Raw genomic sequence first — 26552 nt, forward strand, 5'->3', positions numbered from 1 at the left:
CGCTGGCTTTTACAGCTACCTGCGGGGTCCTATTTGAGATGCGGGCTTTGAAATCCGAGCCGACGCAATCCGACCTGCACATCGGGATCCTTCATGAAAAGATCCCATAACAGACCTGTGCGGTGATTTTCGATCATCGCGACGATAGGTCCCTGGTCGATTGCAAGATAGGTATGGGAGAACCAATCGGCGTCCTCGCTGAACGCATCGGTAAAACCAAAACGACCCCAAAGCCTGTCGCCAAGCTTATCGTAAAAATGCCGCATGGCGCGAAGCGCCGCTTCCGGCGCATATGGGAAACTCGACAATGCCGCGGTCGGCGCAATCACGCCATTGTCCTCATCCGGCGCATGCCGCTTGCAACATTGCACACTGACGTGCCCGCTCCCGCACGCACGAGCGCATTTATCGTCTCCCGGCGCGTGCACGTAGTAACCCCCGGGATCGTCGCTCGCCGTGAGGCCCCAGCAGGATGGTCCATAACCCTTGTGATTCCCGGGATTGCGGACGCAATGTTCAATATTGATCCGCACATGATGCGTATTCTGTCGCCAGTAGTTGGCGTAGACATCCTCGAGCCCACGCGGATCGAGGCCGCAGAAGGAATAATGGCAAAAGAACAAGGGCCCGCCATAAGGAGGGCCGAGCGGCAATTCCATGTCGTAATAAAAATGGCCGTTCAAAAAGCTCCGGCTCTGCGCCCAGCCGTCGTGATAGACTGACGAGTCCATTGGATAGCGCGGCGAGGCGGCGGCAAGGACATAAGTCAATAGGCATTCGTTCCAGCCGCGGATTTCATGAGCAAGGCTGAAACCATTGTTGGGGCTCCAATGCCAAGTCAGTACGCTATGTCCTTCGCGGACGTGCCAGTTCCATTCCACATCGAGCCACAGGCAAGTGATGCGGTCGCGCAGACTTTTCTCGGCGGACGTATCGCGATCGAAATATTGTCGCGCGCACAACAGGCCCTGAAACAAAAGCGCGGTCTCGACGATATCGCCGCCGTCGTCTTTCCGACTGAAGGGTATGGTCGCGCCGCCGGCGCCGCCGCAGCTGTAGCACGACACTCCGGCTCGGGGCGCGCAACAGGCGCCGGTTCGGCCATTCATGAAGTGCGGAAAATGACCGTGATAACAGGGCGCGCGTTCCAGGAGATTGAGCATGAGCGCAAGACGCGTCAGAGCTTCATCCCGAGTGAGCCATCCCCTTTCCGTCGCGGCGATGATGGCCATGACGCCAAAGCCGGAACCTCCGATCGCGACGCAATCATCCTGTGGCTCTTCAAGGAGGCTGATGTGATCACGCGCAAGGCCGCTCGCGGGATGCGCGCCCTCCCAAAAATAGAGGAACGTTTGCCGCTGCACGAGATCAAGCAGCGCCTCATCCGATAAGACCGGCCTTTGTTGGGGGATGATCCGGTTGTTTTGAGCGATTGTCATCGGCTAACGATCCTACGGAGCATGGACGCCATGCGGGTTTATTTATTGTCTATCTGCAAGGATGGCCCTCCGCCTTCGGGCTTCTGGATCACATGGCAAGCAGGGAGCCCTTAGTCGCTGACCTTGAGGATTCATGGTCAAGTAAAGAACACGCGTATAGAACTCGTCCTTAGCCTGCGGTCCGCTGATGTGAACGAGGGTTGTTGCCGCCCAATCCTGCTCGAAGATGTCGAAAAGCGTTTTGCGCGCCTGCGGAGCAAGTGACTCGATCGCCTCATCGACAAAGACCCAACGCGGCTTGTGAAGCAAAACGCGCGCGAAAGCGAGACCTTGTTGTTCCGGCTCGCTCAGTTCCCTGTCCCATCGCGCGATACGATCGAGCCAGCGCGATAGATGTGACAGGCCCATTTTCGTTAAAGCTGCGATGAACTCCTGATCCGAGAAGCTGCGTGGCGGAGCCGGATACGAGAGAGCGTCGCGCAGAGCGCCATCAGGTATATAAGGTCGCTTGGGCATGAACATGACGCTCTGCGCCGGCGGCAGGCAGATCCTGCCGCTTCCCCATGGCCATAAGCCCGCCATCGCGCAGAAAAGAGTCGTTTTTCCTGAACCAGGCTCGCCGACGATCAAGACACGATCTCCCGGCGGGATCTCGACATGCGGTTTATTCAACATCGTGCACCCCGAGGGAGAAATGACGCCAAAGTCATCCAGGCGGAGCTTGTCATCCGATGTCGTAACGAGTTCGATACGGCTCGCCGCGTCACCGAGCTTGTCCATTTCGATCAATGCCTGGCGAAAGCCGCCGACACGAAAGAGCGTCGCGCGCCAATCCGCAATCACGCCGAAATTATCGACGAACCACCGTAGCGACTGCTGTACTTGATTGAACGCGCCAACGGCCATGAGCAACCCGCCAAAAGAAAGATCTCCGACGAAGTAAGCGGGCGCCGCTACGACGATCGGCGCGATGATCGTGAACCATCCATAGCCGGCCGTAATCGAAGTCAGGCCCGTCGTTGCGCCGACGAGCCGACGCACAATGACGAGAAGGCGATCAAGCTCTCGATGCAGCCGATCGCTCGCTTCTGCCTCGCCGCGGTAGACGGCGATCGCGTCGCTATGCTCATTGACGTGAACGAGGGCGAAGCGCAGATCGGACTCGCGGGCATAACGTTCGGCGTTGAGGGAGATCAGCGGTCGGCCTACACGCCAGCTCGCCCAAGATCCCGCGCCCGCGTAGAGAAGCGCGCACCAGACCATATAACCGGGGATAGCAAAGCTTTTTCCCTGGAACTCGAATACCACGCCCGCCGACAGAATCCACAGGACGCCGATGAAGCTCGCTAAGAGAAGCGTCGCTTGGACGAGCCCGACGCCCAGATCAGTGGAGAGTTCGGCCAGATGCTGGGCGTCCGCATGGATGCGCTGGTCCGGATTCTCTCCGACTTCCTTAGCGCCGGCGAGGAGAAAGGCGCGTTTGGGCGCGAGCCATTGCGCGAAAAGGTCCCGTGTCAGCGCTTCGCGCAATTTCATCTTCGTCATCTGGTTGAGCCAAGTCTGGGCCACGTTCAGGCTCAACAGAGCGCCCGCGATATAGACGAAAACGATAAGTTGGGAGCCGAAGGCCGGAAGATCTTTACGGGAGAGAGCGTCGTAAAATGGTTGGTTCCAGGCGTTGAGCCTGATCTGTCCATAAGCGGTCGCAGCGACCACGGCCACGAGACCCACGCCGAGCCAAAGCAGCGTCACACGGTCGCGCGAGACGTAGAACGCCTCCAAAAGCATTTTCAGTTGCGGCGCGAATCCGTCGCCTCCCGTTCGCCGTTCGGCGACGGTTTGACACGTCGTGTCGGCCTGCTCCACCATCGAATCTCGACCCTTTTCGCTGAACTGGATTATAGCATCACTTGCATCCTTGATCGGCAAGATCGATCGCGGGAAGGCATCTCCTGACCGGATGAACCGGGCCGTCAGGCAATCTGGCGTTCAGCGCCTTCGGCGGCATTACGGAATTTCAAGCTTGGCTGGACGCGACCTAGAGCCGAGTCGTTTCGGATCACGCGGAATCGCGTCGCGACGACCTCATCGTGAAAATCGGCTATGCTCCCATGAAATATGCCGCGGATTTAGTCATCAAGACGGGTCCTTCCATGCTTCCGCCGCGATGGTGGCCGCTCTGGAAGACGTCATTTTATTCGAACGCCACGATGAACCTCATCGATTCGCTTCTTACAGCTATGACACTCGAAGAAAAAATTGGCCAACTCAACATGGCGGCGACTGGATATGCCATTACCGGGCCGATCCTCGGCGACGAAGTGGCCGAAAACATTCGCGCGGGGCGCGTCGGCGGCCTCTTGAACCTCTGGGGTCGGGAGGCGATTGCGGGCCTTCAGAAGCTTGCAGTCAAGGAGAGTAAGCTCGCGATTCCGCTACTTTTTGGCCTCGACGTGCTTCATGGACATAAGACTATCTTTCCTATTCCGCTGGCCGAAGCAGGCTTGTTCGACCCTCTCCTATGGGAGCGCACGGCGCGCGCGGCAGCCATTGAGGCGGCAGGCGACGGAATTACGTTGACTTTTGCTCCCATGCTCGACATCGCGCGTGATCCGCGTTGGGGACGGATCGCTGAAGGCCCCGGCGAGGATCCTCTAGTCGGCGCACGATTCGCCGAAGCGAAAATCCGCGGTTTTCAGGGGCCGGACTTAGCCGCGGGAACTTCAGTCGCCGCGACCGCCAAACATTTTTGCGCGGGCGGCGCCGCCACGGCAGGACGCGACTATGCAGCGGTCGATATTTCCGAACGCACCCTAATCGAGGTCTACCTACCCCCATTTCGAGCGGCAGTCGCCGCCGGCTGCGCCGCCATCATGCCTGCCTTTAATAGCGTGGCCGGCGTTCCCATGACCGCGCATGCCGCTCTCCTGCGCGACTATCTGCGACGCAAACTCGGTTTCGAGGGGCTCATCATCAGCGATTACAATGCGATCCCGGAATTGATGCAACATGGCGTCGCCGCCGATCTCACCGAGGCGGCGGCGCTCTCGCTAAAAGCGGGCGTCGACATGGACATGATGAGCGGCGCCTATGTTCGCTGTCTGCCTGACGCCCTTGCGCGCGGGCTCGTCGCTCAGGAAGACGTTGACGCCGCCGTACGTCGCGTCCTCAAGCTCAAGCAAAACCTCGGCCTATTTGACGATCCCTGCCGACGCGTCGCTCCAGCCGAATATTTGGCGGAAGCGCAAAGGGAGCTGGCGTTGGATGTGGCTCGACGCGCGATCACGCTTCTCTCCAATCGCGATATTTTGCCGCGAAGCCGACAGCGCGCGGGTTCGCAATATTCTTCAGAATCCCGCTTATGCTGGGGCCTATGTCTACGGCCGCCGGCAACGGGACCCGGCCCGATGCCGCCCTGGTTCTGTCCGGGGAACCGTCAAGGTGGCTGTCACGGATTGGGCGGTTTGCTTGCAGGCCGCACACCCTGGTTACATCAGCTGGGAGGAGTTCATGGCCAACCAGCGACGATTGGCGGACAACGTCAACCATTACGAGGCGGGGCACGCCGGCGCGCCGCGCAAAGGCTCGGCGCTGCTTCAGGGCGTCGCTATTTGTGGTCGTTGCAGCCGGCGCATGAGCCTGCGCTACACAGGACCAAATGGCGACTATCCAGTCTATTGCTGCCGGTCCGATCGGGATCAGCGAGGCGTCGCCTTGTGCCAGGAAGTGCGGGCGATGCCGATCGACGCGCTTGTTGAAGACGTTCTGCTCGACGCGCTGGCCCCGGATCGGATTGCGATCGCGCTCGCCGCCATGGGGCACTTGGAAGAAGAGAGCCGACAACTCGAACGGCAATGGGCGCTCCGTCGCGAACGCGCCCGCTACGAGGCGGAACGGGCGCGCCGCCAATATGATGCGGTCGAACCAGAAAACCGGCTCGTGGCGCGATCGCTGGAGCGGACCTGGGAGGAGAAGCTGCGCGCCGTCGAGGAGATCGACCGGGAGCATGCACGCTGGCGGGCAGAGGAGCCGCTCGTGTTGCACGAGGTGGATCGCGCCTCGTTGCAAGCGCTCGGCGAAAACCTGCCGAGAATCTGGCGCGCGGCCACAACATCACCCGCCGACCAAAAACGCATTTTGCGATTCATCGTTCGCGAAGCAATCCTCGATCAAAAGCGGGCGCATGGTCAGGTATGGCTGAAGATTATCTGGCAGACCGACGCAGTCAGTGAGCATTGCTTACAGCGTCGCGTTCACACTTATCGCGACTACGTCGATCTCGAGGGGCTGCGGCGGCGGATCACGGAGCTCAACGCCGCCAACAAGATGGACAAAGAGATCGCGGAAACCCTCAATCGAGAGGGCTTTGTCGCGGCGCGCGGCTGCGCATTCAAGGGAGGCAATGTCTGGTTGCTGCGCACCCGTTGGGGCATCCCAACGGTTAAGATCAACGGCATCGACGCGAACCCGCCGCAGTGGCCTGACGGCAGCTACTCGATCCAGGGCGCCGCGGCCGCGCTCGGCGTGACGCCGCAAACGATTTTCGATTACCTCGCTCGTGGACTGTTGGCGGGCCATCAGCTCACAAAGGGCCAGCCATGGCAAATCGACCTCTCTGTCGAACAAATCGATAGGCTTCGCACCCACCTCCAGCGCATGAGGCGTTCGAGAAAGGAGGCATCATGAAAACGTCGGCTCGCCGATAACCTCATGCCATGAGGTCACGGGAAGCTGGGAGGTGACGATCGTCGATCGGCGCCCGTATCGCTCTTCGAGGATTTCGAGGAGGTCATGACGGGCGCCGGCGTCGAGCGGCTCGAGGCCGAAGTCGTCGAGGATCAGGAGATCGGCGCGGCCGAGGGATTTGATGAGACGCGGGTGGCGCCCACCGGCGGGCTTTTTTCGTCTCCGGTGTGAGATCGCGTGCAATGTTGCCCACTCTGGAGCGTCGCTCGACCATCCGGCTATTCGAAGAACTCCGCGGCCGCGGCTATGACGGCGCGCCTGACAGCGTGCATCGATATGTGAAGAGCTGGCGAGCTGCGCGCGGCCCGGGCTCCGGCGCAGGCGTTTGTGCCGCTGCGGTTTGATCCTGGCGAGGCCTATCAGTTCGATTGGAGCCATGAAGGGATCGAACTTCACGGTCTGCCGCTGACGGTGAAGCTGGCGCAGATGCGGCTCGCCTACAGCCGCATGCCGTTCGTGCGCGCTTATTTCCGCGACACGCAGGAGATGGTGTTCGACGCGCATGATCGCGCCTTCGCTTTTATGGTGGGGTCTGCCGGCGCGGGATTTACGACAATATGCGCACGGCGGTGGAGGTCGTCTCCCTCGGCCGCGCCCGCACTTATAACCGGCGTTTCCTCCGGCTTTGCTCGCATCATCTGGTGGATCCGGTCGCCTGCACGCCGGCCTCGGGCTGGGAGAAGGGCCAGGCCGAGAACCAGGTCGGCACGATGCGCGACGTGTTGTTCCGCCCAAAGCCGAAGGTGAAGTCGCTTGAGGAGCTGAACGATTGGCTCGCTGAGCAATGCGTCGCCTACGCCAAGCGAATGAAGCATCCGGAGTTCAAGGATCGAACGATCTTCGAGGTTTTTGAAGAGGAGCGACCGCGCCTCATGCCCTTCCTCGGCCCCTTCGCCGGCTTCATTGAGAAGCCGATGCGCGCGACGACGACATGCCTGATTGCGCATGATCGGAACAAATACAGCGTCGACGCCAAGGCGGCCGGACGCGCGGTGCTGGTGCGCGTTTTCGCCGATCGCATCGTGGTCCTGCTCGGCGAGGAGGTCGTCGCCGATCACGCGCGCAGCTTCAAGCGCGATCAGGTCGTCTACGACCCCTGGCATTACCTGCCCGTACTAATGCGCAAGCCGGGCGCCCTCAGGAACGGCGCGCCGTTCAAGGACTGGGATTTGCCGGCGCCGCTGTCGGCGATCCGGGCCAGGCTCCAGCATCACGCCGACGGCGATCGGCAGTTCGTCAAGATTCTCGGTCGCGTGCCGGAAGACGGCGTCGAGGCCGTGGCGCAGGCCTGCGCCGAAGCGCTAGAGGCCGGAATCGCCAATGGCGACGTCGTCCTCGCGATCCTCGCCCGCAAGCGGCAGCCGCCGGCGCCGCCGAGCATCACGACGCCAGAGGCGCTCAAACTCAGAACAGAACCGATCGCCGACTGCGCCCGCTACGACAATCTGCGCAAAGGAACGAAAGACGCGCCATGGAACGGCATCCGATCATCGATGCCATGACCGGACTGAAGCTGAAGGATCTCGACGCCTTCGTCTTCAAAGACACCCCGGTCGATGAAGGACAAATCCGCGAACTCGACGCGGGCGACTTCATCGACGCCAAGCGCAATCTCATTCTGATCGGCGGCACCGAGCCCGCGTCATAATGCTCACCTCACCATCTCATTGAAAATCTATGGGTAAATCCGGCTGATTTGCAGACGGCGGAGGTCGCGATGAACGTTTCCTTCGCGCAGCGGCCTCTTTGACGACATCGGTGCGTCGCAGGTCCGCGGCGAGGATCGCGTAGGGCGCGCCCTTGCAGTGCTGACTTGCGGGAAGTGCGCCGTCGGCGATCAAACGGCGGATGGTTGCGGAGCTGACATTGAGCGCTTCGGCGGCCTCGTCAAGCGTCGCCCCGCCGCGCTCGGCGCGCTCGCCCTCTCGATAGACGGCGATGTCACTGTGTTTCCGCAGAGAGGCGACTCATGAGCGCGTCCAGGAGTTGCCCTTGCCGGTCGACCTTCCGGAGCGGTTGAGGTGTGAATTCTCCCGAAGCCGCATCAAGCTTATTTCGGAGACATTCAGGACGCTGAAATCGACGCTCTCGCCACCGCGCCGCAAAATGCTCTCGTACGTCTGAACGCCGCCTTTGGAGACCCGCCCTATAATTATGTAATCGACACGGCCTCGAAGGGCGAATCTGGATCGCCGCGAGGCCATCGGACGCATCATCGACACAACGATCGAGAACATGATTAGCTTTGTCGATGGTCAGCCGCGAAACGTCGTCACCGCCATGCGTCGACGAGTCTGTCGAGGAACGCCAATGGTTTGAAGCCGCTCACCGAATACGAATGTTTTCGAAGCGATAGATGGACGACGCCGAAGCATCGACTGTAGCGCCACAATCAACAGAAGGAGCGCGGAACATGACAACACAGACTGGAAAGATTCGTGTCGCGTTGAATGGATATGGGGTTATCGGCAAACGGGTCGCCGACGCGATCGCTTGCCAGGATGATATGGAGCTGGTCGGCGTCGCCGATATCGCGATGGACTGGCGGTTGCGAGTCGCCGCTCGGAAAGGGTTCAAGCTATTTGCGGCGTTAGAAGGTAGCATCGAAGCAATGCGCGCGGCTGGTCTCGAGGTGTCAGGCGCGCTCGACGAGCTGTTGCGCAGGGCGGAGATCGTCGTCGACTGCACACCGAAGGGGGTCGGGGCGAGGAACGCGGAACGTTATCGAGAACTCGACATCAAATTTATCGTGCAAGGGGGCGAGAAACACGAGGTGACGGGGCACTCGTTCGTCGCCGAGGCAAGCTATGCGGGGGCTGTTGGGCGAGAGTCGACTCGCGTAGTCTCGTGCAACACCACCTCGGTGGTGCGAACCCTGACCGCGTTGAAGCATGCCGGGCTTCTGCGGCGGGCGCGCGGCACGCTGATCCGGCGCGCCACGGACCCATGGGAGAGTCACAAAGGGGGCATCATGAACACGCTCGTTCCTGAGAGCGAAATCCCTAGCCATCAGGGCCCCGACGCGCAGACCGTCGATCCGGATCTCGACGTCGTCACGATAGCGGTCAAGGCCCCCGAAACGATTGCTCATCTTCACTGCTGGGCGATTGGGCTTACACGTAACGCAAGCAAAGAGGAACTTATCGACGCATTCCGATCATCGCCTCGCATTGCCTTGATCCGCACGAGCGACGGACTGATGGCGATCAATAGCGTCAAGGAACTCATGGCGGACATTGGGAGGCCCCGCGACAATCTCTACGAGGTAGCTTTATGGGAAAACTTGGTGACGGTACGGGGCGACGAAGCTTATTACGTCTACATGGTCGACAACCAAGCAATTGTTATTCCCGAAACAATTGATGCGATCCGTGCCCTTACCGGAAGAGAGAAGAATGCAGACAGCTCGACCGCCAAAACCGATGCCGCGCTGGGAATCGGCGCTCCGTTTGTCCCGTAGACAGGTTGTGTGCGGTCAGTTCGTCGACGACAGCCGTCGCCATCTTAAATCTCAAGCCTTCCTTAGAGCGTCGATTTCGATGAGGTCGGCGCTCGGAAGATGATGAAAGAAGGCCCGCTGCATCGAATTCGCCGCTGAAAGCATGCGCGGGGATCAAAGGCGAGCAGAACCGGAAGTCTTGACCCAATGCCATCGCCGGCAACAAAATCTAACGACTGGCAAAACTGCAGTCCGGGCGGCATCGTTCTGTTACTGTGGGCCGCGTTATTCCGCTATACGCCGGCGGCGCTCGGAGGGAGCGGCACAAGAGGCGCCTATCTACTGATGCGGTCCAAATAGAATCGTCGGGCCGCAAGCAAACGATCCATCGTGTCCGCAGGAGCTCCACATGGCGCATATTTCGCGTTTTCGCGTTTTCGCTAAATCAAAGATGCCCTTCCTCCTCCGCGTGACGCTCATAGGACTGTTTTGCGTTTGTCTCAGTGCGCCGGGGTTTGCCGAAAGCAGTCGTTGGGCGCGCTGCCGCGGCGCCGACCCCGACGTGCGGATCGCGGGGTGTACGGAGATCATCGTCCGTGGGAGTCGGGAAAGCAAACGCAATCAGCTCAGAGCATATGTCAATCGGGGCGCCGCCTATCGAGCCTTGGGCGCTTTCGATCGCGCCTTGGCCGATTTTGACAGGGCGCTGCAGCTCGATCCGAGGTCGGCTCTCGCCCTTACCGAACGCGCGTCGACCTATCGGGCAAAAGGCGAGCTCGACCATGCGATCGCCGATTACGACAGAGCGCTGCGGCTCGACGAGAATTCGACGACGGCTTATGACGGCCGCGCCACAGTCTATCTCGGCAAGGGCGATCTCGACAAGGCTTTGGCCGATTTCAATGAGGCTGTGAGACTCGATCCGAGATCGGCCGCATTTCACGTCGATCGCGGAGCCGTTTATCAGGCGCAAGGTGATTTCGATCGCGCCATCGCCGATTACGACGAGGCGATCGAACGTGATCCCAAGCTGGCGAGCGCTTACAATGATCGCGGTTTGGCGTTCTCCGCCAAAGGCGATTTCGACAAGGCTCTCGCGGATTTCAGCACGGCTCTCGAACTCGATCTCAAATTTACGGACGCGTTCGTCAGCCGGGCCCACGTCTATCGCGCCAAGCAGGACCTCGATCATGCAAGACGGGACCTCGAAGCCGCGTTGAGGCTCGACCCACAGCTCGCGTCGGCGAAAGACATACTCGACGAGGTGAACAGGCTCCCTGCCGAGAGGGCGGCGCCTTTGCCACGTACGACTCCGACGGTTCCGCTCGCGACTTCGGCGCCCAGCGTCTCAGATCGCCTGATCATATCTGCCGCGATCACGGGGCTCGCCCTAATCGCCTTCGTCGTCTGGTTCTTCTGGCGCAAGCGCGCGAAGGGCTTGCCTGCAGTTGAAACCGCCGGCATTAAGACGGCCACTCTTAAAACAGCTACTCTTGATGTGGGCGGCATGCTTTCCATGCTTGACTACCTGGCTGTCGAGAAGCAGCTCCGCCGGGCAGATGGAGTTCAGCGCGCGACCGCCAGCATCGCCTCCAACAGCGCGACGGTCGAATATGACGAGAGCGTCACCAGCCTGGAGGCGCTCAAGGACAAGATCGATGCGTGCGGTTTCCACTGCGCTGGCGAGATCGTACCCGAGCATATCTGCGAACCACATCCTGGGCATGGTCGCGCGCCCGGGATTCCCGCTACGCCTATGTCGCGCGGCATGGCCCACGAGATGGGCCATGCCGCCGGCATGGATATGCAGGCCATGGCGCGCGACATGCGCAACCGGTTCTGGATCAGCCTCGTATTCAGCGCGCCAATATTTCTTTATTCGCCAATGGGCATGAGCTTCATTTCGCTGAAACCACCGTTCGGCATGGAACTCAACCACTTCCTGTTCGTCCTGGCGAGCGCCGCGATCATTTACCCGGCCTGGCCGTTCGCCGTCAGCGCCGTACGCGCGCTGCGCAACGGCGTTCTCAACATGGCTGTGCTGGTCCTCCTCAGTGTTGGGACGGGCTACCTTTTCAGCGTCGGAGCCACCTTCTTCTTTAAGGGTGAGCAATTCTACGAAGCGGCGGCTGTCCTGCTTGTCTTCATCTTGCTCGGTCATTGGCTGGAGATGCGGGCGCGCGCGGGAGCCTCGGAAGCCATCCGGGCGTTGCTGGACTTGGCGCCGCCGATGGCGACCGTTCTGCGGGACGGCGGCGAGGTCGAAATTCCGACCGCCGAGGTCTTGATGGGCGACACGGTCGTGATCCGGCCGGGCAATAAGATTCCCGTCGACGGGGCCGTCACAGAAGGCAATTCGCAGGTCGACGAATCGATGCTGACCGGGGAATCGATGCCGGTCGGCAAGAAACCCGGGGACACCGTAATCGGGGCGACGATCAACAAGAGCGGCGCCTTTCATTACACCGCCACCAAGATCGGAGCCGATACCGCGCTGGCGCAGATCGTCAAGCTGGTCCAGGAAGCGCAGAATTCGAAGGCGCCCGCGCAACTTCTCGCCGACCGCGCGGCGCAGTGGCTTGTCCTCGCCGCCATCGTGATTGGCCTCCTCACCTTCGGCATATGGTTTTGGTGGCTCGGCCAACCGTTGCTCTTCGCCATGACGCTGACGATCACCGTTTTTGTGATCGCCTGCCCGGACGCGCTCGGGTTGGCTACTCCGATGGCGATCATGGTGGGCACCGGCCTCGGCGCCATGAATGGAATCCTGTTCAAGAACGCCGCAGCCCTGGAGGACGCGACGAAACTCGACGTCATCATCTTTGACAAGACCGGCACGCTCACTGTCGGACAGCCGGAAGTTGTTGAGGTGGTGAGCGCCAAGGGAGAAACGGCGGAGATCGTACTGACCAGCGCCGCGTCGGTCGAGCAAGGTTCGGATCATCCCCTGGCGCAAGCCATCGCGCGGCGGGCGCAAGGACTTGTCGTTCCGGCGCAGAAGGGCTTCGAGAATATTGAAGGCATGGGCGCGCGGGCGGAGGTTAATGACGACATTGTATACTTGGGCAATCGCCGATTGATGGACGAGCAAAAGCTCGATCTTGGCGCGCTTGCTGTGGAGGCGCAGCGGCTGCAAGGCGCCGGTCGCACCGTGGTCCATGTGGCTCGAGCCGGAAAAGTGATCGGGCTGATCGCCATCGCCGACGCGCCCCGGCCGAGTGCCGCCGCCACCGTCGCCAAATTGCGCGAGCGGGGAGTCCAAGTGGCCATGCTGACGGGCGACAACGCCAGCACGGCTCAACGGATCGCTCGCGACCTTGGCCTCGATATTGTGCTCGCCGATGTGCTGCCCGGTCAGAAAGCCGGCAAGGTCAAGGAGTTGCAGGCGCAGGGCAAGAAGGTCGGAATGGTCGGCGATGGCGTCAATGACGCGCCGGCCCTGATTCAGGCGGATGTCGGGTTCGCCATCGGGGCCGGCACGGATGTCGCGATCGAGAGCGCCGATGTGGTGCTGATGAAAAGCGATCCTTACGACGTCGTCGGCGCGCTCGAGCTTTCGCGCGCCACGCTGCGCAAGATGCATCAGAATCTCTGGTGGGCGGTCGGCTATAACGTCATTGCCTTCCCGCTGGCCTCAGGCATTTTCTACCCGTTTCTGCTTAGTCCCGAGATCGCCGCTCTTGCCATGTCGGGAAGTTCGGCGCTGGTCGCGGTCAATGCGCTGATGCTCAAGCGCACCAAGCTCGCCGGCATCGCTCGCTATAGCAGCGTCCAAAAAGGGGCCCCGCGCCCAACGGAGGCGACGGCGTGACCGAAAAACTCCCGGCGCCGACGGCGGTAATATAGTCGACGCACAGCAACCCGACTCATAAGCGAAGGCGGCCATGGCCGACATTGTTACCTTCACCATCAACCCCTCAATCGACATGTCGACCTCGGTTGATCGGGTGGCGCCCATCAAGAAGCTGCGCGGCGCGGCGGCACATCGCGATCCAGGCGGGGGCGGAATTAACGTGGCCCGAGTCGCCATTCGATTCGGCGCCGACGTGAAAGCGCTCTGCGCCGCGGGCGGCGTAACGGGCGAGCTGCTGCGTCGTCTCATCGAGCGCGACGGAATCCCGAACGTCGTCATCCATGTGTCCGAGGAGACTCGTGAAAGCTTTACCGTATTCGAGAACGCAACTGGATATGAATACCGTTTCGTCCTTCCAGGCCCCCAATTGCGCGAAGAGGAATGGCATCAGTGTCTCGGCGCGCTTGCTGACCCCGAGGACAACCCGCGTTTCGTTGTCGCCAGCGGCAGCCTGTCGCCGGGGGCTCCGTCGGATTTCTACGCGCATGCTGCTCGCATCGCTCGAAAACGCGGCGCAAAATTCCTTTTGGACACCTCCGGGCCGCCGTTGGCGAGCGCCCTGGAAGAAGGCGTTTTCCTGATCAAGCCGAATCTCCGCGAGTTGCGCGAGCTCATGGGCGTTCCGCTCGATGACGAACGCGCCTGGGTCGACGCCTGCCGCCGGCTTACAGAAGCGGGACGCGCAGAAGTCGTCGCTCTCACCCTCGGGGATCGAGGCGCGCTTCTAGTTGTGCGCGACCAGGCATGGCGCGCGCCCGCATTGCCGATCAAGCCGCTAAGCGCAGTCGGCGCCGGCGATAGTTTCTTGGGCGCCATGGTTTGGGGCCTCGCACAGGGGCGAAGCATCGACGACGCGTTTCGGTATGGCGTCGCAGCGGGATCGGCCGCTCTGCTTTCGTCGGGAACCGGACTGTGCCGTCGCGACGACGTTGAGCGCCTCTATCCAGACGTCGTGCTCCAGAGAATTTGAGCGCGCGCAAATCGAAGCGCGGGGTGTCGCGGGCATTCAGCAGTACATCGATAAGTCGGCTCCATATTCCAGCGGCGACTGGAATACTGGCCCCAGAAGTGTGTTGTCGCAACAGACTATGGGTCGCGAACCTTGCTGAGTCTCTATTTCTTCGGAGAAGTGTCTCACGAGCGCGATATCGACCAAGCTGTTCATTGGGTTTGAAGGCGTCGACAAAAAATCATGGCGACACGCCCAGCGGCCAGGGCGTGATCGGCTGCAATGCGGATGCGGGCATAGCGTTCGACTACCACCCGCAGCGCGCATGCGCCACCCCGCTCCTGTTCTCGCGCCGCGTCGTCGGCTGATGGCAATCATCACAGGGCTGATCGGCGCGATCCTACCGGAGCAGAAACATGAATTGATCTTCCAATACGCCCGCTAATGACGCTGGAAACCATCGCGCCGTTAGGCGACGATCCAATCGTCGGACTGCTCGCCGTGGCGACCTAACCGACCCCGGCCCGACGGGGCGTTCTTGTTGTGATCGTCGCCAAGATACTCCATGCTAAGGGACACGATCTTCGACCAGGCGACCGACGACGTTCAAACAATTCGATAGACTTGGCCGCCGTCAGGAACTCGGCAATAATCAACGCGCGCGCCGTCCCAATGGTAGTCGAGATGTCGCCCTTGGATCGGGTTTGTAACGCGGTCGGGGTAGAAGAGACCGGCGCACTCTCCGCCTGCATAACGCAGACTCGGATAAACGAGACCATCCGACCCCGCGCGTCGAAGCCGAGCGCTGAGCGCTTGGCTCTCTACATATGTGTCAGGATCGAGCGCAGGCAGAAACGCTTCCACGTCCCTGAGGTCATGCAACCGCGCGTCAATGGCGAGGACAATCTCCCGAAACTGCGACGTCCATCCGGCCGGTTCGTTCGTGCGCGCCATGAACCGTTCATGGTGATAAACGGTCTCAAAGAGCGCGACCTCGAAGGAGTTGCCTGCATAGAGCACGCCGAAGGAGCCGTCGCTGAAGCGGCTCGGTCGATCGACGCTGGTGTGAGTGAACGGCGCCATCAGGTAACTGGCGCCAGGACCGGCCACGCGCCGGTCAACTGGAACGATGTCAAGGTTGCCGATCGTCTCCATCAGCCTGGGATTGGTCTTCTGCTCGGCGGAAATGATCAGCGGCCAGTCGGCGGGGTCCGCTATATCCTCGAACAAATCGATCGGCGGGAAGATGCTACGGATGATCCGAACCGCGTTTCGCCATTTGATCTCGGCGACGCGCGCAGCGGCGACGTCAATCACCAGCCGCCCCGCTCGCTGTCCAGATATCGGCGAACCCGCATTAGGTCCGTGAGCTCTCCGCCGAGCATAACGCGAAGAGCGGTCTGACCCGCGAAAGCGGCGTTCGGCGCCTGTATCCAGGCATAGCCTCTTTGAGGTTCGCGAAAGATGATTCTCAGCGCCTTGTGGATGCCCATGATGTTGGAGAGGCGCGCTTTGCGATCACGATCGAAACGGCCAAGCTCACCCGCTTTCCAGCGTCGGTAGGAGCGAACAGGCAAGTCGAGCAAGATCGCCGCCTGTTCGTCATTCACCGACCAAAGGCGGAAGAGGTTGATGACGGCGCGGAACATGGCGGCGGCCTCGGCGTCGGTGATCGGCGTCGGCGCAAAGTGTTGGGGAGCTGTGTCGACGGGGAGCAGCGTGGTCATAGCAATTCTCCATTTGGCATAATATAATCGAATTGATGCCAAATGGCAATACTCACCGCTGTCTGCTGCGTTTGGCCGTTTTCGCGCTATGAGATCAATCGGCCGGTCGACGGATCGAAAATCTTTGGAAACCGCATTCTTTTCGTGGCCACGCTCCCTCTCCAGCTGGCCGTCACGACGAACGCCGTCACTTCCCTAATCGTGATCTGCGTCTTCGAACTCCAACGCTTCCTCGAAAAAATCCCTGTCGCCACCCGAAAGCCCCAAGGCATCGTCGAGCGTCACGTCGGATTGAGTTGGCTGCAACAAACCTTCGTCGTCGAGCTTTTCGATATCGAGGAGATCTCGAAGCGTCGCAAGACCAAACACCTCCAAAAACTTTTTTGTCGTGACATAAGCGAAGGGCGCGCCGGGCTGGGGCGCGCGCAAGGCCCCGTCGATGAGATCGAGACGTTTCAACCGCCCGATGACGTCACGACTGATTTCTCTGCCGGCAAGGCGTGACAGTTCGGCGCGCGTCGCTGGCTGCAGATAGGTGATCGCCGTCACCGCCAGAATTTCCGTCGGCGTCAACTCGGGCGCGCCGGCGTCGCGAAGATCGCCTGAATTCGCCGCCCGGACTGCGTTCGCAAAACGCGGCCTCGTTCTAAATTGCCCGCCGCCGGCGACAAAGACGATCTCATAGGGGCGGGCGCGCAACTCATCGACGATGTCGGCAATGAGATCGTCGAGGTTACAATGTTTGCCGACCAGTCTTGCGAGCGCTTCGCGCCCGACGGGTTCGCGCGCGGCGAAGATCGCCGCCTCGACGCGGCCCATCCACTCGCGCCAGCGCGCGCCGTGCGACAATTCGGCAAGGTCCGGATCGAATAATGCGTCCCATTCACGTCTTTTCGGGCGGCCCATTAACGCCTCGCATTCCTTCCGTGACGCGTTTTTCACGCCAACCGCATCTCGCTCGAAAACGCTACAGTCCATAGAGCCGAAAATTCGGCCGCCCGGTGAGTTCGCGCACGGCGCCGAGTTCAACGAGCCGATCGAACAGGCGTCGCGCGGCGCGATCGGAGAGACGCGAAGTTCTCGCAGCGCGCGCGAGCGAAACGCAATCGTCGGCAAGCAGGAGGTCGACGACTCGCCCGGCGCCTTTGGCGCGCAATTTGGGCACCGCCACCAGCAGCGCGTGCGAACGGCGCGACAGCTCGCCCGCCACGGCGAACGCGTCCCGGGCGGCCATGGCATAGGCGCCGGCCATGGCGTCGGGCCAATCTAGATCGCCGGGACGCGGACGCTTGCCTGCTGGGCCGCGACGCAACGACGGATGGGCGATCGCCGTCGCCAGGAGCGGAACCGGCGCGTCCCAGGAGCAGGCTCAGCCTGGCGGCGTCGATGGGCGGATGCGTCGCGCTCATGCGGCGTCTCTGATCTGGCTGTCGTCGAGAAGGGTCTCGTAGGATTGAAGCGGCGCCAAGGTGACGACGACTGTCGGCATTTTGGCTGGATCGGGCGTGAATCTGGCGCGCAGCGCCGTCATGTCGGGCAAATCGTCGGCGCGTAATCCGTCGCCGAGCGCCTCGGCCAGTTCGGCCTCGCAGGCGCGCTCGTGGGCGAGCGCGAGAAGATCGACCATGATGCGACAGGCTTGCCGCTCTGGCAGGCGCTCCAGCAGAGCGTCGAATGTGCGTCGGAACGCCTCGCGTGGGAAGAGTTGGTCGCGATAGACGAGGTTCAAAAGCGCCATCGGCTTCTTGCGCAAGGCATGAATGACGTGGCGGTAATTGACGATCTGAGCATGTTTGCCGGACGGGTGGGCGCGCCCGCGCGGCAAGGTCATCAGCGGCGTGCCCCCAATGAATACGTCAAGACGGTCGTCATAAAGCCGCACCCGCAACCGGTGGCCGATCAGGCGCGACGGAACGGAGTAAAACACCTTGCGCAAGGTGAAGCCACCCGACGTGGTGACGCGAACGCCGACCTCCTCGTAATCGCTGGTGCGTCGGTCTGGCAGGGCTTTCAGCTGAGCGCGCTCTGCGTCGATGCGAGAACGATTACGCGCGTTGTGGCGGCTGACGATCTCGTCGATGAAGTGGCGGTAGGCGGGGAGATCGGCGAAGTCGGCGCCGCCCCGCATCAGCAGCGCGTCCTTGATCGCCCTCTTGAGATGGCCATGGGAGCTTTCGATGGAGCCGTTGTCATGGGCGACGCCTTTGTTGTTGCGGGTCGGCGTCATACCGTAATGGGCGCACAGATCGTCATAGCGCCGGGTCAGATCTTCGCGCGCATCCCGGTCGAGATTGCGGAACGCGGCCGAGAGGCTGTCGCTGCGGTGCTCGAACAGCGCCCCGCCGAGCGCCCACAGGGCGTTTTGCAGTCCTTCCGCCAAAGCCACGAAGCTTTCGCCGCCGAGCACGACATGGGCGTGCTCGAAGCCGGAATAAACGAGGCGGAAGTGATAGAGCCGATGATCGAGGGCTACGCCGCCGATGGTGATGGCGAAGGCGCCCATGTCGGTGAAATCGGACAAGCCCGTGCGGCCAGGTTCATGCGTCTGGCGGAAAACCACCTCACTTTCGGCTCCGTGCAGGGCGCGCCAGGCGCGGATACGTCGTTCCAGCGTGCGGCGGACGCCATGCCCGAAAATGTCGCTGAGCGGATCGGGGCGCCGGCGTTCGCGCGGCTCGGCCTTCGCCGAAGGCAGGCGGGGATCTTGTTCGATGCGATAGGCCGTAGCGGCGCTGAACGACGCCTTGGCTGCCGCGACCGCAATCGTCTCGGTCTGACGGAATGTCATGTAAAGCCTCATCTGGTGGTCGGTTAAATGGCGCCCAGGCACAAAGCGATTCCTCCGAAAGCGGAAAATCACCCCATACCCAGTCCACCGCCAACACCAGAGCGCCTTCGAGAGGCGCCTCGCATTGCCTCATCTGAAATGTTCCTGAATGCTAAGCCGTTGCCTCGCGTAATTTGCTCCCCGTTGGAACGGGACAGCGGGGGCAGCAATGAGTCGACTGAGCATGGCGACACGGAAGGAACTGACGGCGGCCATTACCGAGCGCTACCGGTCGTCAGACCGCGTGGAAAAGGCGCGCATTCTGGACGAGTTCGTCACCATCACCGGCTTTCATCGGAAACACGCGATGCGGGTGCTCCGGAATCCTGTCGCGGCGCCGGCGGGCCGGCGGTCGCGCAGACGAAGGTATGACGAAGCAGAGCGAAATGCGATTGTATTGCTTTGGGAAGCCGCGGACCGGGTTTGCAGCAAGCGCCTGAAAGCATTGCTGCCGGTGTTGATCGACGCGATGGAGCGGCATGGTCACATCAATCTGGCCCCCGAAATCCGAGAGAAGCTGCTGACGATGAGCGCAGCGACGATCGACCGCGGCCTCCGGCGGATTCGAGAGCAAGGCGGACGGCCGCAACGGCGACCGGCGGCGAGCGCGCTGCGTTGCAGTATCCCAATACGCACGTCCGCCGACTGGGACGAACCTGCCCCGGGGTTCGTCGAGGCAGACCTCGTCGCTCACAGCGGTCCGACGTCGCGCGGCAGCTACGTTCAGACGTTGTGCTCACAGACGTGGCGACCGGCTGGACGGAATGCGCGCCACTGCTGGTTCGCGAACGGACGCTGCTGAGCGCCGTGCTCACCGAACTGCGCAAGCAGCCCCTTTTCGCGCTGCTGGGGCTGGACACTGATAACGATAGTGTCTTCATGAACGAGACGCTGAAAGCCTATTGCGACACTCCAACATTGTCTTCATTCGCTGCGGCCGTACCAAAAGAACGACCAGGCGTTGGTCGAGCAGAAGAACGGCGCCGTGGTGCGGCGGATGGTAGGCTATCGCCGGTTCGAAGGGCTCGAGGCTGCCGCTCTTCTGGCCGCGCTTTACCGCTCGTCCCGCCTGTTCGTGAACTTCTTCCAGCCGTCGTTCAAGCTTCACCTATTTCTAGGTGGCTTACGCGCGGCCGGCGCCAGTTGGGTAGACCGCCAAAAGCCTTGTCTGGGGCTTACCGAAGTTGCATTCTTTCCTTTCGGTGGAGGGCTCCATAGATAAGCGTTGGCCAAGGCTCCGGGGATCTCGGCCGTGCCACACTTCCTGTTCGCCACCGGAATAGAGAATAGTAGCCCGACCGTTGATAACGGCCGCAGGCGCGTCGATGAAATGGGCTCCTGCCGGCATTATGAGCTTTGGCGGGAGGATTTCGCCTTGGCGAAGGAACTTGGGGTAGGCGCACTGCGGTACGGGCCGCCCCTCTATAAGACATTCCTGGGCTCTGACCGGTTTGATTGGGAGTTTGCTGATCTCGTCTTCGGAGAATTGAATAAGCTCGGGCTGATCCCGATTGCTGACCTCTGCCATTTTGGGGTTCCGGATTGGATCGGCGATTTCCAGAACCCCGACTTTCCCGAACTGTTCGCGAGCTATGCTAAGGCGTTCGCCGAGCGTTTTCCTTGGGTGCAGTTGTTCACGCCGATCAATGAAATGTTTGTCTGCGCGACATTTTCGGCGGCCTATGGGTGGTGGAATGAAGAGCTTCATAGCGACCAGGCTTTTGTGACAGCGATCAAGCACATCGTCAAAGCCAACTTGCTTGCGATGAAAGCGATTCTGATCGTGCGGCCGGACGCGATCTTCATACAGAGCGAATCTTCGGAGTACTTTCACCCGAGCAGCCCGAAGGCGGTAGAAAGAGCTCATTTTCTGAATGAGAGGAGATTTCTGTCGCTCGATCTGAATTACGGCCATTCGGTAAGCGCCGAGATTTACCGGTTCCTCATGGACAATGGTATGACCGAGGCCGAATATGATTTTTTCATGGGCCAAGATCTAAAGCGACACTGCATAATGGGCAATGACTACTATGGCACGAACGAGCATTACGTGGCAGCAGATGGAAAAGCCTCTTTCTCGGGAGAAATCTTCGGCTACAATGAGATCACCAGCCAGTACTACTGGCGGTACCAAGTACCCGTCATGCATACCGAGACCAACTTCGAGGAAGGGCCAAAAGGCTACGAAGCAGTTCGCTGGCTTTATAAGGAATGGGCGAATGTCTTACATGTTCGTAAAAGCGGGGCGCCGATTTTAGGGTTCACCTGGTACTCTCTAACAGACCAAATAGACTGGGACACCGCGCTCCGAGAGGATAACGAGCGGGTTAACTTGCTGGGGCTCTACGACCTTGATCGTAGACCACGAGCAGTAGGACGGGCCTATAAGGAGCTGATTGCCGAGTGGAGTGAGGCGATGCGGACTGGAAGCGTCTGCATGATGGTGCCACTCGGACCATGTTGCGTCTAGGCCGGTCTTCGGCTGTAGTCCTCGCAAAGGAAGCTTTTGCGGGCGTATCTCATTTTCCGGGAAAACCGGCATGAGCAAGAAATCGGAAAAAGAAGACGAGGCCTACGCCGAAGCGATGCACAACGCGCAAGTGGAGTTGGTGTGATTCCACAAACACGTAAATCAAAGGCGAACAAAAGATCATGGTGTTTCTCGACGGTCGGGGCGCAGTGGGCAAAGATGGAACGGCAAAGCGACCACGGAACATTTATCCGCGCGCGAATCTCGTATCGACGGCTTTTTGGCGCGAAGTTCGATATTCTCAAGCCCCGTCAAATCGAGATCGTGGTTGACCATGCGTCCATCAGATTTCCCCGCGCCCAAGCCGCCATGTGGGCTCCGTCGGGAAGGGGATGCGCTTTGGTGAAGAGGACGGCCGCCGCGAAAGCTTCACGCGGCAAATCAGGGTTCTCGGCGGCGATCTCGTCGAGACTGTCGCCGTGCGACAAGCGCGCTTTGAAAACACAGCCCTCTTTGCGCTTAAGAGCGCGAAGCGAATAGAAGCCGCTATCGGCGCCGGCTGCAAAACGAGGACCGAGACCGGGGAAACGCTTCGCGCGGGACTAATTACGGCTCCTGCCTGTCAGAGACTCGCTCGGTTCTCGCACAAAGGACCGCCTTGGCTCATCACTCAAGCGATCAATAAAGCGCGGCGTCGTCGAACAAATGCCAAAGTGATTTTTGCAGCTTGCGGCTCGTGATATGCGCGCCGGCGGCGCGGCGCTCGAGAACGAGTTTCTTATCGTGAAAATCTTCCATGCCGACGCGATGGCCGACGCTGATCACCGTCGCGCCGGCAAGATCTTCATTAAACAGACGCAGCATCGAGACCTGACTCTCTTCGTCGAGCGCCGACGTCGCCTCGTCCATGATGATGATCTGCGGCCTTTGCAGCAAGAGACGAACAAAAGCCGTCCGCTGACGTTCGCCGCCGGAAAGCATTTGGTCCCAGCGCTGCTCTTCGTCGAGATGCTTGATAAGATAGCCCAAGCCGCACCGCCGCATCGCGCCTTCGATCATGTCGTCGGCGATTTCCTTGTCGGAGATCGAATAGAGCATGGCTTGTCGAAGCGCGCCCAAGGGAATGTACGGCTTCTGCGGCACAAAGGCGATGTGGGCGTCCTTCGGCAAGAGGATGCGGCCGGAGCCCCACGGCCATAGGCCGGCGAGCGCGCGAACAAGCGTGCTCTTTCCTGTGCCGCTGGGGCCGCCGACGAGCAGCTTCTCGCCGGAGGGAACAATCACGTTCGCGCCGGCGATCACCACTCGGCCGTTGCGATGCGCGACCGCGAGATCCTGGATATGAATCGTGTCGTCGTCGCTGACGCCGAACTCGATAAATTCCTTTTCTTCCATGATGACGGCGATATCGAGACTCTCGAGCGCTTCGATGAGTTCGTCGACGCGGTGGGCCGAGGCCATCCATTCCGCAACGCGGACGGAATTGTCGATGAACCAGTTGAAGGCGATCTGCACCGACAGGAAGGCGGCGGCAAGCTGCATGACGGCGCCGAGCGTCAGCGCGCCCGAAAGATATTTGGGCGCGACGAGCACGAGCGGGATGAGCGGCACAAGCGCGCCATTGGCGCTTTGCACGGTGGCGATCACGCCGCTGCTGTGGATCTGACGAATCCAGGCGGCGACGACGCGCCGGTAGTTCTGCAGGACAGAGCTTAATTCGTCGGCGTCGCCGCGGATAAGCGCGATGCTTTCCGCGTTCTCCTTCAGCCGCGAGAGTTCGGCGAGCAACTGCGCTTCTGCTTCGTTCTTTTGCGCGACGGCCGGAACGAGCGGCCGGCCGGCGAAATAAGCGACGCCGCCAGCGATCGTCGCGTAGATCACCGCCGCGAAGCCCAAATATCCCGGTAATACTATCTGCGCGCCAAACAGATTGAACTCCAAGGCGCCGCCGACGGTCCACAGAACCCCGACGAAGGCCGAGGCCGTCGCCAGCGCGGTCAAAAAGCCGACCGCAAATTCGACGAGCGGATCGATTGCGAGTTGAACGTCCTTGGCGATCCGGTATTCCGGCGACGTCTGCTCGGCTGCGGCGATCTCAAGACGATAGTAGCGCTGGTCCTCGAGCCACCACCCGGCGAGTTTCTCGGTCAGCCATTGCCGCCAGCGCATCTGCAATGTCATTCGCGTGACAAGCGTGCCGCTGACGGCGAGCCCGCTGAACGCGACGAGCGCGGGCAACAGCACCGTCGCCCACCCAAGAGACTCAACGTTCTTGCTTTCGAGCGCGTCGAAAAACTTCCGGTTCCATTCGTTGACGCTTAGCTGCGCCCCAAGCTGCAGTGCGATGCAAAGGGCGACTAAGCCCGTCAGCGTCCAGGCTCGCCAGCGGGTCTCGCCGGACCAGAATTTGAGCGCGAGCGCGCAGAATTCCCGCCAACGGGCTCGGTTGGGTTGCTTAACCTCCGAAGCGACAACGCCCTGCACTACAGCCTGACCATTCACAATCACCTCTGCTTGAGCGCCGGAGGCGAACGAAAGACCTTTTTCAAGCGGCGGCGCATCGCTCTCATGCGCTGCCTCTATATGGCGCGCTCTATGTGGCGCGCTATAAAACATGACACTATAGCTTTGAGGCGCCGTTTTGGTGATGTGAGGCAGCCGACCGGGACGTCGGGACGCGCGATCCGCTACGCCGCGCGAGAAGCGTGCGCTCGAAGAACAGCGCTTGGCTGATCGTCGCCTTGACCGTGTCAACCTTATTGGGCTTGCTAATAAGAAAGGCGGCTCCGGCAGTTCGCCCATCTATGGAGGCGCGGTCCTGACGATCTGGCTCGTTCACAGACCCTTGTTCTGGAAGCCCCGAGGCACTCCTTAATGCTCGTCTTTGGTGGCGCTGGTCCCGTCGCGGGAGTGGTTGGAAATTGGTTGGCGTAGTCTCCGGGTCGCCTAACCCGAACGATTCCAGCGTTGGAGCGCTGGAAGGGAGACCACGCCATGGTGAAGGATACCACGAAGGGGGCGGCTGTCGCCGCCGACAATTTGCTTTTCGATGATTGTTCCGACGCGATCGAGGACGGTGTGCGCGTCCGCGTGCGCAGCTTCATCGAGACGATGTTGGAGGAGGAGTTGGAGGCGGCTTTGTCGCGTCCGCGCTATGGGCGGCGCAAGGCGCAAGGAGATGATGAAACCGCGGTTTCCCTCGGCGGCCATCGCCACGGCCGCGAGCGCACGCTGACGGGCATGTTCGGAAAGACCGAGATTTCCGTCCCACGCGCGCGGATCGTGGGCGAGGACGGCAAGACACGCGAGTGGAAGAGCGCCTCGCTGCGGGCTATCAGCGCCGCACAAAGGCCGCCGACGCGCTGATCGCCGGCGCCTATCTTGCCGGAACCAACACGCGTCGAGCGCGCCGGGCGTTGAACCCGGTTCTCAAAGGCGCGGTCGGCAAAGATGTGGTCAGTCTAACTTGGCGAAAGGCGCAAGGCGACTGGGACGCCTAGAATGCGCGTTCGCTCGTCGATGAACCCATTGTGTTGTCGCTTGCCTTGGAACAAGGCCCAGCCACGCCGCGAGATCGCGCCCATGTTTGAATGTGTCTGCTTTGCCAATCGCCGCGATCAGAGCTGAAGCGATCAATGCGCCGACGCCTGGAATCGTCGCCAATTGGCGCGCGTCCTCATTCTCTTTCGCAAAGGCCGCAAACTCCGCATCGAATACGGCGATCCGCTTGTCCAATTCGCGCCATTGCACGCGAACGTCGGCGATGAGCCCGCGCATTCTTCCGCTGAGCCCTTGCTCGTCTGGTTCGTCCAGCAGAACGCCGAGTCTTTCTTCGAGATGACGCTTGCCCTTGGGAACAACAATCCCGCGCTCGAGAAGAATCGCAGGCGCCTGATTGATCAGCGCCGTCCGTTCGCCGATCAAGCGGTCGCGCGAACGGTGTAGCGTTTGTATGTCGAGCTGATCCTGCGTCTTCAACTCGACGAAGCGCATCGTCGGCCGCGTCGCCGCTTCTGCGATAGCCTCCGCGTCGCGATCGTCGTTCTTTTGCGCCTTGACATACGGGCGAACATATTCGGGAGACATCAGTCGGACCTCGTGACCATGCGTCGCGAATAGCCGGCCAAGATGATGCGCGCCGCAACACGCTTCCATCGCGACAACACAGGGCGACAACTGCGCCGCCAAACCAACGAGCGTTTCCCTCTTCGCGCGACGGCGTAAAACCGGTTCAGTCTGTCACGACGCCAAGGACAACGCCGGCGGCTTAGGAGGTTATCAGAAGGAGGCGGAAGATGGCCCGCCACAGCTCAAAAAAGATCCGCGTCACGTTGAATGGCGATGGAGTGATCGGCAAAAGGGGGGCCGACGCGGTCGCATCTCAGGACGACATGGAACTGGCTGGTCGGCAGTCATGGAACTCTCGGTCTTCGGGCGTACTCAGGGCGCAATCACGCCTTTTTTCAGGAGAAGCTCATCGAAGAGAAAGACCTGATTGGGATCAGCAAATTCGCCATGGCCGCTTTTGCCGGCATATTCACAGCGCGATAAGAGATAGCGTATGATATTACTCATCAGTCGTTAATTAAGGCGACATTTTCGTTGAGTATCATCTCGCACGATGATTCAATGAGTCATGAAGCGAGACGGACGTACCATCGATCACCAAACGTTGGAAACCATCCGGTTGATGGCGGTCGAGCGCGTGCGCGAAGGCGAGGCGCCATCTGCGGTCATCGCATCTTACGGGTTCAGCCGCACGACGATCTACAAATGGCTGGCGGCGATCTCGAAACCAGGGGTTGGGGTCCGTGCGCTTGCGTCGCGGCCGGCGCCCGGACGGCCGCGTAGTCTCACTGCGCGTCAGGAACAGCAGGTATTTCGCTGGATCAACGGCAATGATCCCCGTCAATATGGTCTGGATTTCGGGCTATGGACCCGAAGGGTGGTGGTTGACCTGATCGAGCGCAAATTCGGCATTCGGCTTGGTTTGACAGCGGTTGGGGAGTTGCTCGCCAAACTCAATCTGACGCCGCAAAAGCCACTGCAACGCGCGTATCAACGCGATCCCGAGGCAATCGAGAAGTGGCGGCGCGAGACAT

At 60.8% G+C, this 26552-nt stretch carries 18 protein-coding genes and 10 pseudogenes; 14 read left to right on the forward strand and 14 right to left on the reverse strand.

All coding sequences use genetic code 11. The features are described 5' to 3' along the window. Positions 1-29: 29 nt before the first annotated feature. Entirely contained in the window at positions 30-770 is a 741-nt protein-coding gene (locus IYX23_RS20610) for a glucoamylase family protein (RefSeq protein WP_343224442.1), read from the reverse strand. Between the two features lie 27 nt (positions 771-797). Between IYX23_RS20610 and IYX23_RS20615 the strand changes: the two genes are divergently transcribed. After that, positions 798-1391 carry a hypothetical protein gene (locus IYX23_RS20615; protein ID WP_343224443.1) on the forward strand — a complete coding sequence of 198 codons (594 nt, stop codon included), beginning with the start codon at positions 798-800 and terminating at the stop codon, positions 1389-1391. A gap of 90 nt (positions 1392-1481) precedes the next feature. Here the strand turns inward: IYX23_RS20615 and IYX23_RS05085 are convergent, their stop codons facing one another. Beyond that, positions 1482-3308, reverse strand: coding sequence for an ABC transporter ATP-binding protein/permease (locus IYX23_RS05085; protein ID WP_109026247.1), 1827 nt, complete (start codon positions 3306-3308; stop codon positions 1482-1484). A 404-nt stretch (positions 3309-3712) separates the two neighbouring features. Between IYX23_RS05085 and IYX23_RS20150 the strand changes: the two are divergent. Together IYX23_RS20150 and IYX23_RS05095 are read left to right on the forward strand one after the other, a co-directional pair. Next, positions 3713-4555 (forward strand): annotated as a pseudogene (locus tag IYX23_RS20150) (glycoside hydrolase family 3 N-terminal domain-containing protein); the annotation flags it as partial. 148 nt (positions 4556-4703) lie between these two features. Continuing rightward, on the forward strand, positions 4704-6125 hold the full coding sequence (locus IYX23_RS05095; RefSeq protein ID WP_246695819.1) for a recombinase family protein: 1422 nt from the start codon (positions 4704-4706) through the stop codon (positions 6123-6125). Here IYX23_RS05095 and IYX23_RS19915 read toward each other — a convergent pair. Beyond that, positions 6123-6293, reverse strand: a pseudogene (locus IYX23_RS19915) (ATP-binding protein); the annotation flags it as partial. The gene IYX23_RS05095 and the pseudogene IYX23_RS19915 sit on opposite strands and share 3 nt — an antisense overlap. Here IYX23_RS19915 and IYX23_RS20445 point away from each other — a divergent pair. The 3 genes and pseudogenes from IYX23_RS20445 to IYX23_RS05110 all read left to right on the forward strand — a co-directional run. Next, on the forward strand, positions 6231-6356 hold the full coding sequence (locus IYX23_RS20445) for a hypothetical protein (RefSeq protein ID WP_275548830.1): 126 nt from the start codon (positions 6231-6233) through the stop codon (positions 6354-6356). The pseudogene IYX23_RS19915 and the gene IYX23_RS20445 overlap by 63 nt on opposite strands. 11 nt (positions 6357-6367) lie before the next feature. Continuing rightward, positions 6368-7687, forward strand: a pseudogene (gene istA / locus IYX23_RS05105) (IS21 family transposase). After that, positions 7657-7818 (forward strand): annotated as a pseudogene (locus IYX23_RS05110) (ATPase); the annotation flags it as partial. The pseudogenes istA (IYX23_RS05105) and IYX23_RS05110, both read left to right, overlap by 31 nt. 31 nt (positions 7819-7849) lie before the next feature. On the opposite strand, the gene IYX23_RS20450 reads toward IYX23_RS05110, so the two are convergent. Beyond that, positions 7850-8143 (reverse strand): helix-turn-helix domain-containing protein, encoded by a 294-nt coding sequence (locus IYX23_RS20450; RefSeq protein ID WP_281431774.1) that lies wholly within the window; start codon positions 8141-8143, stop codon positions 7850-7852. A 455-nt stretch (positions 8144-8598) separates the two neighbouring features. Between IYX23_RS20450 and IYX23_RS05120 the strand changes: the two genes are divergently transcribed. The 3 genes from IYX23_RS05120 (at position 8599) to IYX23_RS05130 (ending at position 14447) form a co-directional block, all read left to right on the forward strand. Next, positions 8599-9645 (forward strand): type II glyceraldehyde-3-phosphate dehydrogenase, encoded by a 1047-nt coding sequence (locus IYX23_RS05120; protein WP_196392133.1) that lies wholly within the window; start codon positions 8599-8601, stop codon positions 9643-9645. A 430-nt stretch (positions 9646-10075) separates the two neighbouring features. After that, the gene (locus IYX23_RS05125; protein ID WP_281431775.1) at positions 10076-13435 is read left to right on the forward strand and encodes a heavy metal translocating P-type ATPase; all 3360 of its coding nucleotides are present in this window, start codon (positions 10076-10078) and stop codon (positions 13433-13435) included. Positions 13436-13508: 73 nt separating this feature from the next. Next, entirely contained in the window at positions 13509-14447 is a 939-nt protein-coding gene (locus IYX23_RS05130) for a 1-phosphofructokinase family hexose kinase (protein WP_154453971.1), read from the forward strand. 42 nt (positions 14448-14489) lie between these two features. Here IYX23_RS05130 and IYX23_RS05135 read toward each other — a convergent pair. Then, positions 14490-14707, reverse strand: a pseudogene (locus IYX23_RS05135) (PLP-dependent transferase); the annotation flags it as partial. Between the two features lie 95 nt (positions 14708-14802). On the opposite strand from IYX23_RS05135, the pseudogene IYX23_RS05140 reads away from it, so the two are divergent. Next, positions 14803-14939: pseudogene (locus tag IYX23_RS05140) on the forward strand (IS256 family transposase); the annotation flags it as partial. 93 nt (positions 14940-15032) lie between these two features. On the opposite strand, the gene IYX23_RS05145 reads toward IYX23_RS05140, so the two are convergent. From IYX23_RS05145 to istA (IYX23_RS05165), 5 genes and pseudogenes are all read right to left on the reverse strand, one after another. Then, positions 15033-15746, reverse strand: a complete 714-nt coding sequence (locus IYX23_RS05145) for an RES family NAD+ phosphorylase (protein WP_204982120.1) — start codon at positions 15744-15746, stop codon at positions 15033-15035. Then, entirely contained in the window at positions 15740-16153 is a 414-nt protein-coding gene (locus tag IYX23_RS05150) for an MbcA/ParS/Xre antitoxin family protein (protein ID WP_154453972.1), read from the reverse strand. The genes IYX23_RS05145 and IYX23_RS05150 overlap by 7 nt, the downstream gene beginning before the upstream one ends. Before the next feature lie 195 nt (positions 16154-16348). Beyond that, on the reverse strand, positions 16349-17059 hold the full coding sequence (locus IYX23_RS05155) for an SMC-Scp complex subunit ScpB (protein ID WP_109026227.1): 711 nt from the start codon (positions 17057-17059) through the stop codon (positions 16349-16351). A gap of 61 nt (positions 17060-17120) precedes the next feature. Then, positions 17121-17504 (reverse strand): annotated as a pseudogene (locus IYX23_RS05160) (DUF1403 family protein); the annotation flags it as partial. A 54-nt stretch (positions 17505-17558) separates the two neighbouring features. Next, on the reverse strand, positions 17559-18953 hold the full coding sequence (istA, locus tag IYX23_RS05165; RefSeq protein ID WP_210330505.1) for an IS21 family transposase: 1395 nt from the start codon (positions 18951-18953) through the stop codon (positions 17559-17561). Between the two features lie 196 nt (positions 18954-19149). Here istA (IYX23_RS05165) and IYX23_RS05170 point away from each other — a divergent pair. Further along, positions 19150-20085 (forward strand): annotated as a pseudogene (locus IYX23_RS05170) (ISNCY family transposase); the annotation flags it as partial. 147 nt (positions 20086-20232) lie between these two features. Beyond that, positions 20233-21450, forward strand: a complete 1218-nt coding sequence (locus IYX23_RS05175; RefSeq protein WP_154454012.1) for a family 1 glycosylhydrolase — start codon at positions 20233-20235, stop codon at positions 21448-21450. 311 nt (positions 21451-21761) lie between these two features. On the opposite strand, the gene IYX23_RS05180 is transcribed toward IYX23_RS05175, so the two are convergent. Continuing rightward, the gene (locus IYX23_RS05180; protein ID WP_154453975.1) at positions 21762-21938 is read right to left on the reverse strand and encodes a hypothetical protein; all 177 of its coding nucleotides are present in this window, start codon (positions 21936-21938) and stop codon (positions 21762-21764) included. A gap of 190 nt (positions 21939-22128) precedes the next feature. Then, a complete protein-coding gene (locus IYX23_RS05185; protein ID WP_195838296.1) occupies positions 22129-23952 on the reverse strand; it encodes an ABC transporter ATP-binding protein/permease in 1824 nt (607 codons plus the stop codon). 492 nt (positions 23953-24444) lie between these two features. Between IYX23_RS05185 and IYX23_RS05190 the strand changes: the two are divergent. After that, positions 24445-24947, forward strand: a pseudogene (locus IYX23_RS05190) (transposase); the annotation flags it as partial. Here IYX23_RS05190 and IYX23_RS05195 read toward each other — a convergent pair. Together IYX23_RS05195 and IYX23_RS20455 are read right to left on the reverse strand one after the other, a co-directional pair. Continuing rightward, a pseudogene (locus tag IYX23_RS05195) lies at positions 24907-25674 on the reverse strand (IS110 family transposase); the annotation flags it as partial. The pseudogenes IYX23_RS05190 and IYX23_RS05195 overlap by 41 nt on opposite strands. Positions 25675-25890: 216 nt before the next feature. Beyond that, positions 25891-26025 carry a hypothetical protein gene (locus IYX23_RS20455; protein WP_275548831.1) on the reverse strand — a complete coding sequence of 45 codons (135 nt, stop codon included), beginning with the start codon at positions 26023-26025 and terminating at the stop codon, positions 25891-25893. A 61-nt stretch (positions 26026-26086) separates the two neighbouring features. On the opposite strand from IYX23_RS20455, the gene IYX23_RS05200 reads away from it, so the two are divergent. Continuing rightward, positions 26087-26552 (forward strand): winged helix-turn-helix domain-containing protein (locus tag IYX23_RS05200; protein ID WP_196398827.1); only part of this gene is annotated, 466 nt, incomplete at its 3' end.

This window comes from Methylocystis sp. L43, from assembly GCF_015709525.1.
Taxonomy (GTDB): domain Bacteria; phylum Pseudomonadota; class Alphaproteobacteria; order Rhizobiales; family Beijerinckiaceae; genus Methylocystis.

Bases quoted from the DNA above. Each gene is read 5' to 3' on its own strand.
- IYX23_RS20455 (WP_275548831.1), bottom strand. From the start codon at position 26,025: ATGAGTAATATCATACGCTATCTCTTATCGCGCTGTGAATATGCCGGC.
- IYX23_RS05120 (WP_196392133.1), top strand. From the start codon at position 8,599: ATGACAACACAGACTGGAAAGATTCGTGTCGCGTTGAATGGATATGGG.
- IYX23_RS05150 (WP_154453972.1), bottom strand. From the start codon at position 16,153: ATGACCACGCTGCTCCCCGTCGACACAGCTCCCCAACACTTTGCGCCG.
- IYX23_RS20615 (WP_343224443.1), top strand. From the start codon at position 798: ATGAGCAAGGCTGAAACCATTGTTGGGGCTCCAATGCCAAGTCAGTAC.
- IYX23_RS05125 (WP_281431775.1), top strand. From the start codon at position 10,076: ATGCCCTTCCTCCTCCGCGTGACGCTCATAGGACTGTTTTGCGTTTGT.
- IYX23_RS20445 (WP_275548830.1), top strand. From the start codon at position 6,231: ATGACGGGCGCCGGCGTCGAGCGGCTCGAGGCCGAAGTCGTCGAGGAT.
- IYX23_RS05130 (WP_154453971.1), top strand. From the start codon at position 13,509: ATGGCCGACATTGTTACCTTCACCATCAACCCCTCAATCGACATGTCG.
- IYX23_RS05095 (WP_246695819.1), top strand. From the start codon at position 4,704: ATGTGGCTCGACGCGCGATCACGCTTCTCTCCAATCGCGATATTTTGC.
- IYX23_RS05085 (WP_109026247.1), bottom strand. From the start codon at position 3,308: ATGGTGGAGCAGGCCGACACGACGTGTCAAACCGTCGCCGAACGGCGA.
- istA (WP_210330505.1), bottom strand. From the start codon at position 18,953: ATGAGGCTTTACATGACATTCCGTCAGACCGAGACGATTGCGGTCGCG.
- IYX23_RS05155 (WP_109026227.1), bottom strand. From the start codon at position 17,059: ATGGGCCGCCCGAAAAGACGTGAATGGGACGCATTATTCGATCCGGAC.